Source organism: Methylocystis sp. L43, assembly GCF_015709525.1.
GTDB lineage: Bacteria > Pseudomonadota > Alphaproteobacteria > Rhizobiales > Beijerinckiaceae > Methylocystis.
The window spans coordinates 14,174-28,782 of record NZ_JADNRA010000028.1 but is presented as its reverse complement, the minus strand read 5'-3'; the positions used below and the strand labels follow the sequence as shown (position 1 = coordinate 28,782).

The 14,609-nt window shown below is 62.6% G+C and carries 15 protein-coding genes; 11 read left to right on the top strand and 4 right to left on the bottom strand.

Going from position 1 to position 14,609, the window contains the following annotated elements:
• Positions 1 to 50: 50 nt before the first annotated feature.
• Together IYX23_RS09410 and IYX23_RS09405 are read left to right on the top strand one after the other, a co-directional pair.
• Complete coding sequence (locus tag IYX23_RS09410) at positions 51 to 1,961, top strand: ABC transporter ATP-binding protein/permease (protein WP_196392532.1); 1,911 nt, start codon at positions 51 to 53, stop codon at positions 1,959 to 1,961.
• A gap of 187 nt (positions 1,962 to 2,148) precedes the next feature.
• On the top strand, positions 2,149 to 2,757 hold the full coding sequence (locus tag IYX23_RS09405; protein ID WP_196392531.1) for a hypothetical protein: 609 nt from the start codon (positions 2,149 to 2,151) through the stop codon (positions 2,755 to 2,757).
• Here IYX23_RS09405 and IYX23_RS09400 read toward each other — a convergent pair.
• The gene (locus IYX23_RS09400; RefSeq protein ID WP_018407845.1) at positions 2,734 to 3,003 is read right to left on the bottom strand and encodes a hypothetical protein; all 270 of its coding nucleotides are present in this window, start codon (positions 3,001 to 3,003) and stop codon (positions 2,734 to 2,736) included. The two genes, IYX23_RS09405 and IYX23_RS09400, sit on opposite strands and share 24 nt — an antisense overlap.
• A gap of 325 nt (positions 3,004 to 3,328) precedes the next feature.
• On the opposite strand from IYX23_RS09400, the gene IYX23_RS09395 reads away from it, so the two are divergent.
• The 7 genes from IYX23_RS09395 (at position 3,329) to IYX23_RS09365 (ending at position 9,793) form a co-directional block, all read left to right on the top strand.
• On the top strand, positions 3,329 to 4,231 hold the full coding sequence (locus tag IYX23_RS09395) for a metallophosphoesterase (protein ID WP_196392530.1): 903 nt from the start codon (positions 3,329 to 3,331) through the stop codon (positions 4,229 to 4,231).
• A 51-nt stretch (positions 4,232 to 4,282) separates the two neighbouring features.
• Positions 4,283 to 6,880, top strand: a complete 2,598-nt coding sequence (uvrB, locus tag IYX23_RS09390; RefSeq protein WP_196392529.1) for an excinuclease ABC subunit UvrB — start codon at positions 4,283 to 4,285, stop codon at positions 6,878 to 6,880.
• Positions 6,881 to 7,033: 153 nt separating this feature from the next.
• The gene (locus IYX23_RS09385; RefSeq protein WP_051381675.1) at positions 7,034 to 7,273 is read left to right on the top strand and encodes a hypothetical protein; all 240 of its coding nucleotides are present in this window, start codon (positions 7,034 to 7,036) and stop codon (positions 7,271 to 7,273) included.
• The gene (locus tag IYX23_RS09380) at positions 7,270 to 7,704 is read left to right on the top strand and encodes a type II toxin-antitoxin system VapC family toxin (RefSeq protein ID WP_196392528.1); all 435 of its coding nucleotides are present in this window, start codon (positions 7,270 to 7,272) and stop codon (positions 7,702 to 7,704) included. The genes IYX23_RS09385 and IYX23_RS09380 overlap by 4 nt, the downstream gene beginning before the upstream one ends.
• A gap of 154 nt (positions 7,705 to 7,858) precedes the next feature.
• A complete protein-coding gene (gene infA, locus IYX23_RS09375) occupies positions 7,859 to 8,077 on the top strand; it encodes a translation initiation factor IF-1 (protein ID WP_014890360.1) in 219 nt (72 codons plus the stop codon).
• Positions 8,078 to 8,101: 24 nt separating this feature from the next.
• Positions 8,102 to 8,740: a Maf family nucleotide pyrophosphatase gene (locus IYX23_RS09370; protein ID WP_196392527.1), complete on the top strand. Its 639-nt coding sequence runs from the start codon at positions 8,102 to 8,104 to the stop codon at positions 8,738 to 8,740.
• Between the two features lie 81 nt (positions 8,741 to 8,821).
• Positions 8,822 to 9,793, top strand: coding sequence for an FkbM family methyltransferase (locus IYX23_RS09365; RefSeq protein ID WP_196392526.1), 972 nt, complete (start codon positions 8,822 to 8,824; stop codon positions 9,791 to 9,793).
• Between the two features lie 6 nt (positions 9,794 to 9,799).
• On the opposite strand, the gene alr is transcribed toward IYX23_RS09365, so the two are convergent.
• Both alr and ybgC read right to left on the bottom strand, forming a co-directional pair.
• Entirely contained in the window at positions 9,800 to 10,939 is a 1,140-nt protein-coding gene (gene alr / locus IYX23_RS09360) for an alanine racemase (protein ID WP_196392525.1), read from the bottom strand.
• A gap of 51 nt (positions 10,940 to 10,990) precedes the next feature.
• On the bottom strand, positions 10,991 to 11,422 hold the full coding sequence (ybgC, locus tag IYX23_RS09355) for a tol-pal system-associated acyl-CoA thioesterase (RefSeq protein WP_196392524.1): 432 nt from the start codon (positions 11,420 to 11,422) through the stop codon (positions 10,991 to 10,993).
• Positions 11,423 to 11,597: 175 nt separating this feature from the next.
• Between ybgC and IYX23_RS09350 the strand changes: the two genes are divergently transcribed.
• Together IYX23_RS09350 and IYX23_RS09345 are read left to right on the top strand one after the other, a co-directional pair.
• Positions 11,598 to 12,257, top strand: a complete 660-nt coding sequence (locus IYX23_RS09350; protein WP_175093110.1) for a peroxiredoxin — start codon at positions 11,598 to 11,600, stop codon at positions 12,255 to 12,257.
• A 27-nt stretch (positions 12,258 to 12,284) separates the two neighbouring features.
• Positions 12,285 to 13,322 carry an MBL fold metallo-hydrolase gene (locus IYX23_RS09345; RefSeq protein ID WP_196392523.1) on the top strand — a complete coding sequence of 346 codons (1,038 nt, stop codon included), beginning with the start codon at positions 12,285 to 12,287 and terminating at the stop codon, positions 13,320 to 13,322.
• A gap of 205 nt (positions 13,323 to 13,527) precedes the next feature.
• On the opposite strand, the gene ruvB is transcribed toward IYX23_RS09345, so the two are convergent.
• On the bottom strand, positions 13,528 to 14,586 hold the full coding sequence (gene ruvB / locus IYX23_RS09340) for a Holliday junction branch migration DNA helicase RuvB (RefSeq protein WP_196392522.1): 1,059 nt from the start codon (positions 14,584 to 14,586) through the stop codon (positions 13,528 to 13,530).
• Positions 14,587 to 14,609: the final 23 nt, after the last annotated feature.

Sequence of the window (14,609 nt, the reverse complement as noted above, 5' to 3'; positions counted from 1 at the left end):
TCATATATGACGCAAAACGTCGCGACGGCGGCCCATTCAATCGGAGACCTATGCTGAATCCTGATCAAGGCGAATCAAGCGCAATCGATGCGGATGACGCCGCGCCTCAGCCCATTAATGAACAGCAGCTGTCGGAATCGTCTCTTTTCAAGACGATACGCCATTTATGGCCCTACATCTGGCCGCGCGGCCGCCGCGATCTCGAGTTTCGGGTCGCCGCGGTTTTTGCGCTGCTCGTCGTCAGCAAGCTGTTCAACGCCGCGACGCCATATGCTTTCAAATGGGCGACGGACGCGCTGGCCGAGGGCGGACCCGGCGTGGCGGGGAAAATGGCGGCCGCCGCGGTTTATTTCACGCTTCTGATGGGCGCGATCCGCATAACTTCGGTCGTGCTGATGCAGTTGCGCGACGGCGTCTTCGCGGCGGTGGCGATGCACGCCGTGCGCCGGCTGGCGACTGACCTCTTCGTGCATATGCATGAGCTGTCGCTGCGATTTCACATCGGCCGAAAGACCGGCGGGCTCACGCGCGTGCTGGAGCGCGGGCGCAACGGCATCGAGACGCTGTCGCGCCTCATCATGTCGACGGGCGCCCCGACAGTGCTGGAGATGGCGCTGGTCCTCGGCATTTTTCTCTATCAGTTTGGCTGGCGTTACGGGCTCGTCCTGGTCGCGACTCTCGCCGGATATTTTCTCTATACGACGCTCGCCACAAACTGGCGGATCGCCATTCGGCGCAGGATGAACGACAGCGACACCGACGCCAATCAGAAGGCGATCGACAGCCTGCTGAACTATGAAACGGTCAAATATTTCGGTGCGGAGAGACGTGAGGCTGAGCGCTACGACAAATCGATGATCCATTACGAGCAGGCGAGCACGCAGTCCTATGTCTCGCTTGCGGTGCTCAACGCCGGCCAGACGGTGATCTTTATCATCGGCCTCACCACCATGATGGTGATGTGCGTCTATGGCATCGAGGCCGGCCGCAATACGGTGGGCGATTTCGTCCTGATCAACCTGATGATGGGTCAGTTGGCGCAGCCCCTAAATTTCATGGGCACCTTCTATCGCGAGGTGCGGCAGGCGATCATCGACATCGAAACGATGTTTTCGATCCTGGCGCAGAGCCCCGAGATCTTGGACAAGCCGGGCGCGACGCCGCTTCTCGTGCGCGAAGGGCGGATCGTTTTCGATAATGTCGCGTTCCACTACGAGCCGAACCGGCCGATCCTCAAGGGCGTGAGCTTTGAAGCCGAGCCCGGACAAACCATCGCCATTGTCGGGCCGTCCGGCGCGGGAAAATCGACGATCTCGCGCCTGATGTATCGTTTCTACGAGCCGCAAGGCGGCCGCATCACGATCGACGGACAGAATATTCTCGACGTCACGCAGGAAAGCCTGCGGGCGGCGATCGGCATGGTGCCGCAGGACACCGTGCTGTTTAACGATTCGATCGGCTACAACATTCGCTATGGAAGGTGGGACGCGAGCGACGAAGAGGTTCGCGAGGCGGCCCGGCTCGCGCAGATCGACCGCTTCATCGAGAGCGTGCCGGAGGCTTATGAGGCGCAGGTCGGCGAGCGCGGGCTGAAGCTTTCTGGCGGCGAAAAGCAGCGCGTCGCGATTGCGCGCACGATTCTCAAAGGTCCGCCCATTCTCATCCTCGATGAAGCGACGTCGGCGCTCGACAGCTTGACGGAACATGAAATTCAGGAGGCGTTGAGGCGGGTCGCGCGCGGCCGCACGACGCTCGTCATCGCGCATCGTCTGTCGACGATCGTCGACGCCGACGAAATCCTGTTTCTCGATCATGGCCGAATCGTCGAACGCGGCACGCATAAGGCGCTGCTGGCGCTTGGCGGCCATTACGCCGGCATGTGGAACCGTCAGCGCGAGGCCGCCGAGGCGCGCGCCAAATTGCTGGAGGCCGAGCGGGAGGAATTGGAGGAGGCGGAATAGGCGACGGGAGCCTCGGATGGCGAATTCTGGCCGCTTTTTGGCCAGATCGCTTCTTTGTCAAAATCCGGATTGGCGGCAGCTTGAAAGCTTGGCGCATTTAACGGGGGCGGCGGCCTTGGATGCTTTTATTGGCGGCAAGTCGACGGCGCCGAGCCGAAGGTCTCGCGCGCCATGACCGGAGGGTCCGATGTCGGGAAGACTTCTGCTCGCCGCGCTTCTCGCCTGCGTATGCGTCAACATCGCTCGGGCGCAGATCAGGGCGGAACATCCACGCCATTGCGTGATGAGCGTCGGACCGACGCAAATGATGTTCAGCGCTTTTCAAGAAAATCAGACCGACGAGATATTCTGCCGGCATGTGCCGACGCTCGGTCCGACGATGATCATCCTCGACGCGCGGCAGATCGAGCTGCGCGACATGAACATCGAAATCCGCGTGCTACGCAATGTCGGTCAGGCCGATTGGCGCGACGATCTCGACGCCAACACCGTCGCCGTTTTGCCGCCACAGAAATATTTGGCGGACAAGGGCACGACAAGCTTCACGCATAATTTCGTCAGCGACGGAAGCTATGTCGCTCTCGTCAGGGCGACCAGCGACGACGGCGCCAAGGAATATGTCGGGCAGTATGATTTTTCGGTGGGCGAGGGGGCTGAATGGTCCGCCGCGTTCGGCGTGCTCTCGCTTGTGGGGGCTGGCTGCGCGCTGGGGATATGGCGGCGCAAGCGCGCGGCGCCCCGGCCACGGTTCGCCCAAGACAAGTCGTCTCCGTCAGCGCTTCGACAGTCGCGTTAGATTGCCATTGACCCGCTTCGTGTAAACGGCGAGCGCGCGTTCGGCGGCGCGATGCGGTTGTCCTGTCGCCATGCTCATCGCGGCCGCGAGGCTGGCCTCGGCCGCGGCTTCGAGCTTTTCGCTCACCATCAGGTCGCTTTCGCGCTTGCCATGCGCGCCGCCGGTGGCGATCTTCATCAGCCGCAAGCCGATGACCTGATTGGCCACGAAGCTCATCTTGAGCGTGTCGGAGAAAAGCTTGTTCATTTTCGATCGACGTCTGCGCATGTTGGCCCCCTATGGAGGCAGATAGCGCGGTCGATGCGTTGTCCAACAGGAGACGGCAGTGTCACGTGCTCATATACGCGGCGTCTCCTCCTAAGGAGTGGCTCTCCATGGCGAGGAACGCGCTCGCGCCAAACCGAGCTTTCGCTTGTCCGAGGGGATGTGGAGCAGCGATTTCCGCTGCCCTTGAACCTGAACTCCCACTATATTGCGCCATTCCCAAACCTGGGTCTCGCTGGTCACGAGATTTCCACTGCGCCGGGATTTGATTTAAAGTGTCTCGTCATCTTTCATCTGGCGATTGCAAATGCTCCATCGCCGCGCATTCTTGCGCCTGATCACCTCACTTACTGTTGCTGGCGGCGGCATCGCGATCTATGGCTCGCTCATCGAGCCGCTTTTTCGTTTGCGCGTCACCCGTTACGCCTTCACGCCGCTGACGTGGCCAAAAGATTTAAGGCTGCGGCTCGCGATCGTAGCCGATCTTCACGCCTGCGGTCCGTGGATGACCGCCGAGCGTGTGACGGAAATTGTCGACCTGACCAACAGTCAGGGCGCTGACTGCGCCTTGCTCGTTGGCGACTATGTGGCGACTCATAAATTTCAGAGACAGGAGCCGGCGAGCGCCTGGTCGCGCGCATTGGCGCGGCTTGACGCGCCTCTCGGCATTCATGCCGTGCTCGGCAACCATGATTGGTGGGCGGATGAGGCGTCGATGCGCCGCGGCGAGGGTTTGCCGGATGTTGGCAAGGCCATGCAGGATGCGGGTCTCGCCGTTTATCAGAATGACGCCGTGCGTTTGGTCAAGGACGGGAAACCGTTCTGGATTGTCGGACTGGGCGATCAAATCGCCTTTGTCCCGGTGCGGGGGTGGGGCCATCCGCGATATGGGATCGATGATCTGACCGCGGCGATGACGAAAGTCGCTGACGACGCGCCGATTATTCTGCTGGCGCATGAGCCGGATATTTTTCCGAGCGTGCCGGCGCGCGTTTCGCTCACGCTCAGTGGCCATACGCATGGCGGACAACTGAATTTCTTTGGCTGGCGGCCGAGCGTGCCATCACGCTATGGCGCGCGCTACGCTTATGGTCACAAGATTGAGAACGATCGTCACCTAGTCGTTTCCGCCGGGCTTGGCTGTTCGATCGCGCCCGTGAGGATCGGTTGTCCGCCGGAGATCGTCGTCATTGATCTGGGTGTGGCGTAACCGCTCCTTTGGGCGCTTCCATCCCGCGCTCGTCTCCCCCATATTGCGGCCATGGCGAAACCTCCCGGAAAGCCCAGAGATCCTGCGCGGCCGACGCGCGCCAAGGCGTCAAAGCCGGTGGTGGAGCCGCTCGCGCCGCATCTCATGCAGCTCCTCAATCCGGCGCTGGCGCCCGGGTTCGGCGAGGCGCCGCAGGCCGCCTATGACGCCTCTTCGATTCACGGCCTCGGCGAGGAGGACATCGAAAAATACGGCCTCGGCGAGGGATTTCAGGCGGGCGGCGCGACTTCAGGAAGCGCCGCTCAAAACATGGGCGGCGTGGAAGCCACCGCCGACAGTCTTGCGCAACTGCTGCGCCTTGGCGATCCGAACATTCGCGACCAAAAGCCCTGGACGCCGCATCGGCCCGAGCGGCCGGCGAAGTCCGAAGGCGGCGTGAGGTTCGACCTCGTGTCCGAATACACGCCGAAGGGCGACCAACCGGCGGCGATCGCGGAGCTGGTCAAGGGCATCGCGGCGCAGGAACGCGATCAGGTGCTGCTTGGCGTCACCGGATCGGGCAAGACCTTCACCATGGCGAGCGTGATCGAACGCGTGCAGCGGCCGGCGCTCATTCTCGCGCCGAACAAGACCCTCGCCGCTCAGCTCTACGGCGAGTTCAAGAGCTTCTTTCCCAATAACGCCGTCGAATATTTCGTCTCCTATTACGACTACTACCAGCCCGAGGCCTATGTGCCGCGCTCGGACACCTATATCGAGAAAGAATCCTCGGTGAACGAGCAGATCGATCGCATGCGCCACGCCGCCACGCGCGCGCTGCTCGAGCGCGACGACGTCATCATCGTGGCGTCGGTCTCCTGCATCTACGGCATCGGATCGGTCGAAACCTATACGGCGATGACCTTTTCGGTGACTCTTGGCGAGAAGCTGGAGCAGCGGCAGCTGGTCACCGATCTCGTCGCGCTGCACTACCGTCGGATCGGCGCCGATTTCACCCGCGGTACCTTTCGCGTGCGCGGCGACACCGTCGACATCTTCCCGGCCCACTATGAGGATCGCGCCTGGCGCGTCAGCTTCTTTGGCGATGAGGTGGAGTCGATCTCCGAATTCGATCCGCTGACCGGCAAGAAGACGGTCGACCTCGAATTCGTCAAAGTCTACGCCAATTCGCATTATGTGACGCCGAGGCCGACGCTGCTGCAGTCGATCAAGGCGATCAAGGAGGAATTGCGCGCGCGACTCGACGAATTGCACCGTTCCGGGCGTCTCCTGGAGGCGCAGCGACTCGAGCAACGCACCCGCTTCGACCTCGAGATGATGGAGGCGACGGGCTCCTGCGCCGGCGTCGAGAATTATTCGCGCTATCTCACCGGCCGCAGGCCCGGAGAGCCGCCGCCGACGCTGTTCGAATATCTTCCCGACAATGCGCTGGTCTTCGCCGACGAGAGCCATGTCAGCATTCCGCAGATCGGCGCGATGTATAAGGGCGACTTCCGCCGCAAGGCGACGCTCGCGGAATATGGATTCCGCCTGCCGTCCTGCATGGACAATCGCCCGCTGCGTTTCGAGGAATGGGACGCGATGCGGCCACAGACCGTTTCGGTGTCTGCCACGCCGGGAAACTGGGAGCTCAATCAGACAGGCGGCGTTTTCGTCGAACAGGTGATTCGCCCGACGGGATTGATCGATCCTATTGTCGAGGTGCGCCCGGCGCGCGCCCAGGTCGACGATCTTCTCGACGAAGCGCGCGCGACGGCGCAAATCGGCTATCGCTCGCTGGTCACCGTGCTCACCAAGCGGATGGCGGAAGATCTGACTGAATATCTGCATGAGAACGGCGTGCGCGTGCGCTACATGCATTCCGACATCGACACGATCGAGCGCATCGAGATCATCCGCGATCTGCGGCTCGGCGCCTTCGACGTGCTCGTCGGCATCAATCTGCTGCGCGAAGGTCTGGACATCCCCGAATGCGGCCTCGTCGCCATTCTCGACGCCGACAAGGAGGGCTTTCTGCGCTCCGAGACCTCGCTCGTGCAGACGATCGGCCGCGCGGCGCGCAATATCGACGGCCGCGTGATTTTATACGCCGATCAGATCACCGGCTCGATGAAACGCGCGATGGACGAGACCGACCGTCGCCGCGCCAAGCAGGAAGCCTACAATCTCGAGAACAACATCACGCCGGCGTCGATCAAGCGCGGCATCGCTGACATTCTCGGCTCGGTCGCCGAGCAGGATCATGTGACCATCGACACGGGTTACGACATCGCGCCGGGGCATAATCTCGCGGCGACGATCGCCGATCTCGAAAAGCGCATGAAGGCGGCGGCGGCCGATCTCGCTTTCGAGGAGGCGGCGCGCATGCGCGATGAAATCCAGCGGCTGCAACGCGCCGAATTGCTCGCCGAGGCGAGTCCGCAATTTCGCGCCTCCTTTGGTCGGGGAGGGCGCGGCGCCGTCCGCCGCGACGAAGAGGAAAAGCTCGCGACCCGCGCGCATAAGCCGACCGACGCCGACATGGGGCCGCATAATTTCGGCGGCGGGGAAGCGCGGCCGCTGGGTCGGCTCACGCCGCCGCCGCGCGTTTCGCCACGCTCTTCGGGCGGCAAGCCCGGCACGCGCACGGTGAAGGGCAAGCCGAAGTGACGATGCTTCTCACTTCTCCCGTAAATGGGAGAAGGAAGGCATGAAAGCCGGTCCAGATACTTGCTTACGCGCCAGATTTCCGGTAGCTCTTCCGGAAGAAGGTCCGGGATGCCAAAGCCTCTAAAATCCAGCGTCCAAATCTATCGACAGCGAATGAAGCGAAAGGGCCTCGTGCGTGTCGAGGTGCAGGCGCGCAAGGAGGATGTCGCGCTTGTTCGCGGCGTCGCCGCCGCGCTCGCCGATCCCCTCCGCGAAGCGGAAGTACGCGCTGTTCTCCGCGATGTCGTGCCCTCCCCAGCTCCGGGCTCGCTCAAGGCGCTTCTCGCCGCAGCGCCGCTTGAAGGCGTTGACCTAGAACGCCCGCGCGATCTCGGCCGGGACGTCGCCTTTTGAATTTTCTGATCGACACCAATGTGATTTCCGAGTTTCGCAAAGGTGCGCGATGCGATGCGCGTGTCGCGTCTTGGTTCGCCTCGGTAAAGGACGAGCAGCTTTATCTGAGCGTGCTGACGCTTGGCGAAATCCGCCGGGGGGCGGAAAGGCTGCGGCGAAGGGACGTGAGGGGCGCCGACGCTCTTGACCGTTGGTTGGTTGATGTCGAACGCGCTTTCGTCGGACGTATTCTGCCGGTCGACTCTGACGTTGCGGGGGAGTGGGGGCGAATGAGCGCTCTTCGGACCGCCCCTGTTGTGGACTCCTTGCTTGCGGCCACGGCCAAAGCGAATGATCTGACACTTGTGACGCGCAATGTTCGAGACGTTGAGGGACTCGGGGCAATAATTCTTGATCCATTCGAGGCCGTCAAACCTGAGAAGGGGCGTTGAGGCCCCTCAACTCCCTGGTTCACAAATCCTTCGTTCTCGACTAGGGTCCGCGCCGAGTCCGCTCCCCGGCCGGGGCAGCGGGTTTTTCGCATTTCACGCGCTATCTAAGCCGCGCGGCAAAACTCGCGGCGGAGAGCGCCTCACAAGGAACCACATGGCCAAGGAAGAACTGCTCGAATTTCCCGGCGTCGTCACCGAACTGCTGCCGAGCGCGATGTTTCGCGTCAAGCTCGAAAACGACCACGAAATCATCGCCCATACCGCCGGCAAAATGCGCAAGAACCGCATCCGCGTATTGACTGGCGACAAGGTGCTTGTCGAGATGACCCCTTATGATTTGACCAAAGGCCGTATAACATATCGTTTCCGGTAATTTTCCTTTGGCGGAGCGACATTCTTGACAGCCAATCCTCCAATCGCCCGTCCCAAGCTCATTCTCGCATCAGCTTCGCCGAGGCGCCTGGCGCTGTTGCAGCAGGCGGGACTCGACGCCGACGCCCTGCTGCCGGCCGACATCGATGAGACGCCGCACCGCGGGGAATCGCCGCGCGCCTACGCCACACGAATCGCCAGCGAGAAGGCGGCTGCCGCGGTAAAGCTGCGGGCGACGCAGCCCGAGCTGAAGGAGTCTTTTCTCATCGCCGCCGACACGGTCGTGGCTGTCGGCCGGCGCATCCTGCCCAAGGCGGAGACGCGGGAAGAGGCCGAGGAGTGCCTGCAGCTGCTCTCGGGGCGCCAGCACCGGGTCTTTTCGGCGGTGAGCCTGATCACGCCGCGCGGCTATGAGCGCAGGCGTCTCGTCGAGGCGCGGCTGCGGTTCAAGCGCCTCGGCTCGACCGAGATCGAGGCCTATCTCTCAACCGGCGAGTGGCGCGGCAAGGCGGGCGGCTACGCCATTCAGGGACGCGCCGGCGTCTTTCTGGCGAAGATCGTCGGATCCTATACGGCCGTCGTCGGCCTGCCGCTGCATGAGACGGTGTCGCTCCTCGCAGGCGAGGGATATCCGGTGCTCGCGCCGTGGTTCGCGATGGCGTGACGCGGCCCTTCGGCCGCAACGAGGCCGAAAAGGCGTGTGGGCCGCCGAGGGCTTGGCGAGGGCTTGGGGGGAGCGCGCGCGATGGGGCAAGACGTGAGTGACGCACCTACAACAGTTCTTGCAACAGTTCTTGCAGACGCTCCCCTGGCCCAGTCGGCGCAGCCGGCAAGTCCTGACGTTTCCGCGACAGCCGCCGCTTCCGCCGCCCTCCAAAAAGAACGAGACAGGCTCTTAGGCGAGCTGAAGAAGGTCACGGCCGAACGAGACGCCTTTCGCCAGCAGCTGCATCATTTGGCGGCGTATAACAGACCGGACCCACGCCATAGGGCAGACTTGCTCTTCCTTTTGCGTCGTCTTGAGCCGATGGCGGTCGAAGGCTGTTCCAAGTTGCGGGTCGGCCGCGCTCATGATGGCGGCTATGTCATGCTGGACGACTTCGTGGGCGTGCAGGCCGCTTATTCTTTCGGCGTCAACCGCGACACGGCTTGGGATCGGCAGATCGCCGACTGCGGCATCGACGTTTTTCAATACGACCATACAATCGAGGCGCTGCCGGAGCAGCACCCGCGCTTCCACTGGTTTCGCTGCGGAATTGGACCTCTTCCTGACGCGAACCTGCCGCTCACCACGCTGGCGGATGCGCTGGTCAGCAATGGCCACGCACAAGCAATCGAACTCATTCTGAAATGCGACATAGAAGACGCCGAGTGGGACGTCTTCGGAATGGCCGACCCGGCCTGCCTCGCGCAGTTTCGTCAGATCGTTGTCGAATTTCACTGGCTGGAGAGGATGGTTCAGCCTCAGCGCTACCATCAGATGCTCAGGGCGATCAGCGCACTGACGGTGCATCACCAGCCCATTCACGTGCACGCCAATAATTATGCGCCTATGGCGGTAATTAGCGGCGTTTCAGTTCCTTCAGTGCTGGAAGTCACTTTTGTGCGCAAGGCAGGGAAGACATTCAGAAAGACGGACGAGACCTTTCCCACCGCTCTCGATTCGCCGAACGCTGCGGGTCTCAGCGATTATTATCTAGGTCATTTCCGCTTCTGAGGACGCTTAGACGGTCGAGAGGTAGCGCCGGGAGAATCGCGCGCCGAGCCGTGTGAGAATCTCATAGCCGATGGTGCCGGCGCGCGCCGCGGCGTCCTCGATGCAAATGCCGTCGCCCAGCAGTTCGACCCATTCGCCGCGCTGCGCGGCCTCGCGCGGCGCCTCGGAAACGTCCAGCACGACATAATCCATCGACACGCGGCCGATGAAGGGGCAGCGGACTCCGCCGACGAGCGCTTCGCCCGTGGGCTTTTCCGTGCAAGAGGCAGCCCCGACCGGCACGCCGTCCGCATAGCCGACGCCGATCGTGGCGATGCGCGTCCGCTTTGGCGCCGACCACAGCGCGTCATAGCCGACGCAGGCGCCTGGCTCGATCTCGCGCGTTGAGAGAATGCGCGCGCTGAGCCGCGCGACCGGCCGCACCGGGCATTCGGCGTAAGGCGTGGGGTTGCCGCCAAAGAGCGCGTAACCGGGACGAACGAGATCGAAATGCGGGCGCTGCGGCAGGAAGACGGCCGAGGAATTCGCCATGGACGCCGGAATCTCGGCGAAGCGCGCGCGGGCGTCGAGGAACGCCTCGATCTGCCGGGCGTTGCAGGGGGCGTCGCGCATTTGCGAACTGACGAAATGGCTCATCACCAGCGTAGGCGCGATATGGCGCGCACGCTCGGCCGCCTGCGCCGCCTCGCTGATCGGAATTCCGAAGCGGTTCATCCCCGTGTCGAAATGGATGGCGGCTTTGGGCTTGCGCCCCGTCGCCGCCCATTCGTCAATTTCGCCGAGCGAACCCAAGGCTGGGATAAGGTCGGCGGCGACGAGCCGCGGCGCCGCGCCGGGCACGAGCCCGTCCAGCACATAAATGGTCGCGTCGTGGGCGACGGCCCGGGCCGCTTCGCCTTCGACGACATTGGCCACGAAAAAGGTTCGGCAGCCGGCTGAGAGCAGCGCGCGCATCGCGGGCGCGAGCCCCAAGCCATAAGCGTCGGCTTTCACCACCGCGCCGCATTCCGCGCCGCCGGCCAGTCGAGCCATCGTGCGCCAATTGTCGGCGAGGGCGGAGAGGTCGACGATCAGAACGCCGGTCTCCGCCGGATCCGAAGGCTCGGTCCGGGGCCGAAGGCGCGCAGCGGGTTCGTTGATTCCCATCTCAACGCCAATTTAGGCCGCAAAAGGCGGCGTCCAGATGGCGACGGCATTCTACTCTGAATTTGGCAGATGACATTCGAATTTCGCGCGCACCTCGGGCGGCAGGCGGCGCGCGCGGCCGGCTTCGACGCACACGATCCGGACTTTGGCGCGGACAAGCACTTCCGCCTGCCGCAAAACCCGCTGCTCAAGCGTGAGCGAGGCGCCGCCGAGTTCAAGAGTCTCGGTTTCGACGGTCAGCAGGTCGTCCATTGTCGCGGGCTTTTGAAAGTCGACGTCCATCGACCGGACGACGAAAAAAATCGGCGCGCCTGCGGCGCCCGCCAGCAGCGCCTTCTGATCGAGCCCGAGGGAACGCAACATCTCTGTGCGCGCCCGCTCCATGAAGCGCAGATAGGAGGCGTGATAGACGAGTCCGGAAAAATCCGTGTCCTCGTAATAGACGCGAATGGAGAGGGACTGACATGGCGCGATCGTCGTCATTCTGCGTTCGGCTGGCGGCTAGGTTGGAGTTTCATCAAAGAGGCGGGATTGGCTTGAACGCGGCTGTTCTTGATACTGAGCGAAATAATCGCATTTATAGGCCTACGCTCTCAGGCGGCGAAGAGCGTCGCTCGCGCTCGAAGGCGCGTCGCAACCATAACCGAGGAGCTTCCACATGTCTTTCCAGATTGGCGACACCGCGCCGGATTTCGAAGCCGACACGACGCAAGGACATATCAAGTTTCATGATTGGATTGGCGATTCCTGGTGCATTCTATTCTCGCATCCCAAGGACTTCACGCCGGTCTGCACGACCGAACTTGGCTACATGGCCAAACTCGAACCGGAATTTAAGCGACGTAACGTCAAGATCATCGGTTTGAGCGTCGATCCGGTCGACAATCACGCCAAATGGGCCGTCGACATTGAGGAAACCCAGGGCGCGAAGCCGAATTATCCGATGATCGGCGACCCGGACCTGCGCATCTCCAAGCTCTATGGAATGTTGCCGGCGAGCGCGGGCGGCGACGCCAGCGTCAGGACGCCGGCCGACAACCAGACGGTGCGCAATATTTTCGTCATCGGGCCCGACAAGAAGATCAAGCTCATCATGGTCTATCCGATGACGACCGGCCGCAACTTCGATGAAGTGCTCCGAATCATCGACTCGCTGCAATTAACTTCGACACATAAGGTCGCGACGCCCGTGAACTGGCGGCCGGGCGATGACGTCATCATCGCCGGTTCGGTCTCCGACGAGGAAGCCAAGAAGATCTATCCGGACGGCTGGAACGCGCCGCGGCCCTATCTTCGCATTGTACCGCAACCGAAATGACGCGCGGCAGGCGCAGGAAAGCGGGCGATGATCTTCAGGCAACTGTTCGATAGCGTCTCCAGCACCTACAGCTACCTCCTCGCCGGCCATCGCGGCGGGGAGGCGCTGATCATCGATCCGGTGCTCGACAAGGTTGATCGCTATCTGCAGCTGATGCGCGAACTCGACGTACGGCTGGTCAAGTCTTTGGACACGCACACCCACGCCGATCACATCACCGGATCGGGCGCGCTGCGCGACCGCACGCATTGCATCACGGTGATGGGCGAGCGCAGCAACGCTGACGTGGTGTCGATGCGCGTCCGCGAAGGCGAGCGCATCCGCATTCCGGGCGTCGAGCTCGATGTTCTCTATACGCCCGGACACACCGACGATTCATACAGCTTTATGATGGCCGACCGGGTTTTCACCGGCGACACGCTGTTGATTCGTGGCACCGGCCGCACTGACTTTCAGAACGGCGACGCGCGGGCGCAGTACGAGTCGCTTTTCGGCAAGCTGTTGAAGCTTCCCGATTCGACGCTTGTCTATCCTGCGCACGACTATAAGGGCGATACGGTCAGCACGATTGGCGAGGAGCGGGCGTTCAATCCGCGTTTGCAGGTTAAATCCATAGATGAATATGTCGCGCTGATGGAAAGCCTGCATCTGCCCAATCCGAAAATGATGGACGTCGCGGTGCCGGCGAACATTCACATCGGATTGCATCAGGAGGACATCGCGCGGCGCGGCTGGTCGTTGACGCCGCAAGAGGCGCTCGAACTGCTCGGTCAGCCCTCAACGGCTCTCGTCGATCTGCGCGAAACGCGCGAGCGCGAAGTCAATGGCGTCATTCCCGGCTCGCTGCATATGCCGTACGACGAACTCGACGAGAATATTCGGGACGGCGGACTGCTGCATGAATTGGCGGTCGCCACTGGCAAGCGCATCGTCTTTTATTGCGCCTTCGGCGAGCGCTCGGCGATGGCGGTCGAGGCCGCGCAGGAAGCGGGACTAACTTCGGTGCGCCACATTCAGGGCGGCCTCGACGCCTGGATAAAGGCCGGCGGTCCGCTCGCAGGCTAAGTCGGACATTGGCTCGACCGAGTTGACTCCGCCGAAGGAGCTGGAAAGCGTAGCTTGAGACGCCATGTACGCTTCTACGGAGTGTGCATCATGAACTCGAAATTTCTAAGCCGCGCGCTGAAGGCGCTGGAGCATGCCGGCGAGATCGCCGCCGTTCTCTTATTTGGCGCAATGATTTATTTCGTGCTCACCGCGTGATCGCTGGTTAGTCTTCGCCTTCGCCAAACAATCCGAACTGCGCCGCGGGACGCGCCGGCTCGGCGAGGCCGAGGTGGCGGAAGGCGTGCGGCGTCAGCAAGCGCCCGCGCGGCGTGCGCTGCAAGAAACCCTGCTGCAAAAGAAACGGCTCGATAATGTCCTCGATCGCGTCGCGCGGCTCCGACAGCGCCGCGGCGATCGTCTCGATGCCGACCGGGCCGCCGCCGAAATTGACGGCCACCAGATTGAGATAGCGACGATCCATCACGTCGAGGCCTATTGAATCGACCTCGAGGAGCGACAGTGCGTGATCGGCGAGTTTGCGGGTGATTGACCCGACGCCATCCACTACGGCGAAGTCGCGCACGCGTCGCAGAAGGCGGCCGGCGATGCGGGGCGTGCCGCGCGAACGCCGGGCGATTTCCTTCGCGCCCGAGCCGTCGACGCCGATCCCCAGCACGCGCGCGCCGCGCTTGACGATCAGCTCCAATTCTTCCGCCGTGTAGAAATTTAATCGAACAGGAATGCCGAAGCGATCGCGCAGCGGCGTCGTCAGCAAACCCGCGCGCGTCGTTGCGCCGACGAGGGTGAACTTCGCAAGATCGATCTTCACCGAACGCGCCGCCGGGCCCTCGCCGATGATCAGGTCAAGCTGAAAATCCTCCATCGCCGGGTAAAGGATCTCCTCCACCGCCGGATTGAGCCGGTGAATTTCGTCGATGAACAGCACGTCGCGCGGCTCGAGGTTGGTGAGCAGCGCCGCAAGGTCGCCGGCCTTGGCGATGACGGGGCCGGAGGTGGAGCGAAAATTGACGCCAAGCTCGCGCGCGACGATCTGCGCCAGCGTGGTCTTGCCCAGCCCAGGCGGGCCGACGAGCAGCACATGATCGAGCGCATCGCCGCGCGTCTTGGCGGCCTCGATGAAGACCTTGAGATTGGCGCGCGCCGCCTCCTGACCCGTAAAGTCCGAAAGCGACAGCGGACGCAGCGACGCGTCGGCGTCATCGTCGCGCTGCTCGGGGCTGACAAGGCGCGCTGGCGGCGTGGTCAAGCGGGCGGCTCCCATGCGCTGGCGCAGGCGCTATGCTA

Excerpts from the sequence above, each read along its gene's own strand:
- IYX23_RS09410 (WP_196392532.1), top strand. The coding sequence starts at position 51 with ATGCTGAATCCTGATCAAGGCGAATCAAGCGCAATCGATGCGGATGAC.
- IYX23_RS09405 (WP_196392531.1), top strand. The coding sequence starts at position 2,149 with ATGTCGGGAAGACTTCTGCTCGCCGCGCTTCTCGCCTGCGTATGCGTC.
- IYX23_RS09400 (WP_018407845.1), bottom strand. The coding sequence starts at position 3,003 with ATGAACAAGCTTTTCTCCGACACGCTCAAGATGAGCTTCGTGGCCAAT.
- IYX23_RS09395 (WP_196392530.1), top strand. The coding sequence starts at position 3,329 with ATGCTCCATCGCCGCGCATTCTTGCGCCTGATCACCTCACTTACTGTT.
- uvrB (WP_196392529.1), top strand. The coding sequence starts at position 4,283 with ATGGCGAAACCTCCCGGAAAGCCCAGAGATCCTGCGCGGCCGACGCGC.
- IYX23_RS09385 (WP_051381675.1), top strand. The coding sequence starts at position 7,034 with ATGAAGCGAAAGGGCCTCGTGCGTGTCGAGGTGCAGGCGCGCAAGGAG.
- infA (WP_014890360.1), top strand. The coding sequence starts at position 7,859 with ATGGCCAAGGAAGAACTGCTCGAATTTCCCGGCGTCGTCACCGAACTG.
- IYX23_RS09365 (WP_196392526.1), top strand. The coding sequence starts at position 8,822 with ATGGGGCAAGACGTGAGTGACGCACCTACAACAGTTCTTGCAACAGTT.
- alr (WP_196392525.1), bottom strand. The coding sequence starts at position 10,939 with ATGGGAATCAACGAACCCGCTGCGCGCCTTCGGCCCCGGACCGAGCCT.
- ybgC (WP_196392524.1), bottom strand. The coding sequence starts at position 11,422 with ATGACGACGATCGCGCCATGTCAGTCCCTCTCCATTCGCGTCTATTAC.
- IYX23_RS09350 (WP_175093110.1), top strand. The coding sequence starts at position 11,598 with ATGTCTTTCCAGATTGGCGACACCGCGCCGGATTTCGAAGCCGACACG.
- IYX23_RS09345 (WP_196392523.1), top strand. The coding sequence starts at position 12,285 with ATGATCTTCAGGCAACTGTTCGATAGCGTCTCCAGCACCTACAGCTAC.
- ruvB (WP_196392522.1), bottom strand. The coding sequence starts at position 14,586 with ATGGGAGCCGCCCGCTTGACCACGCCGCCAGCGCGCCTTGTCAGCCCC.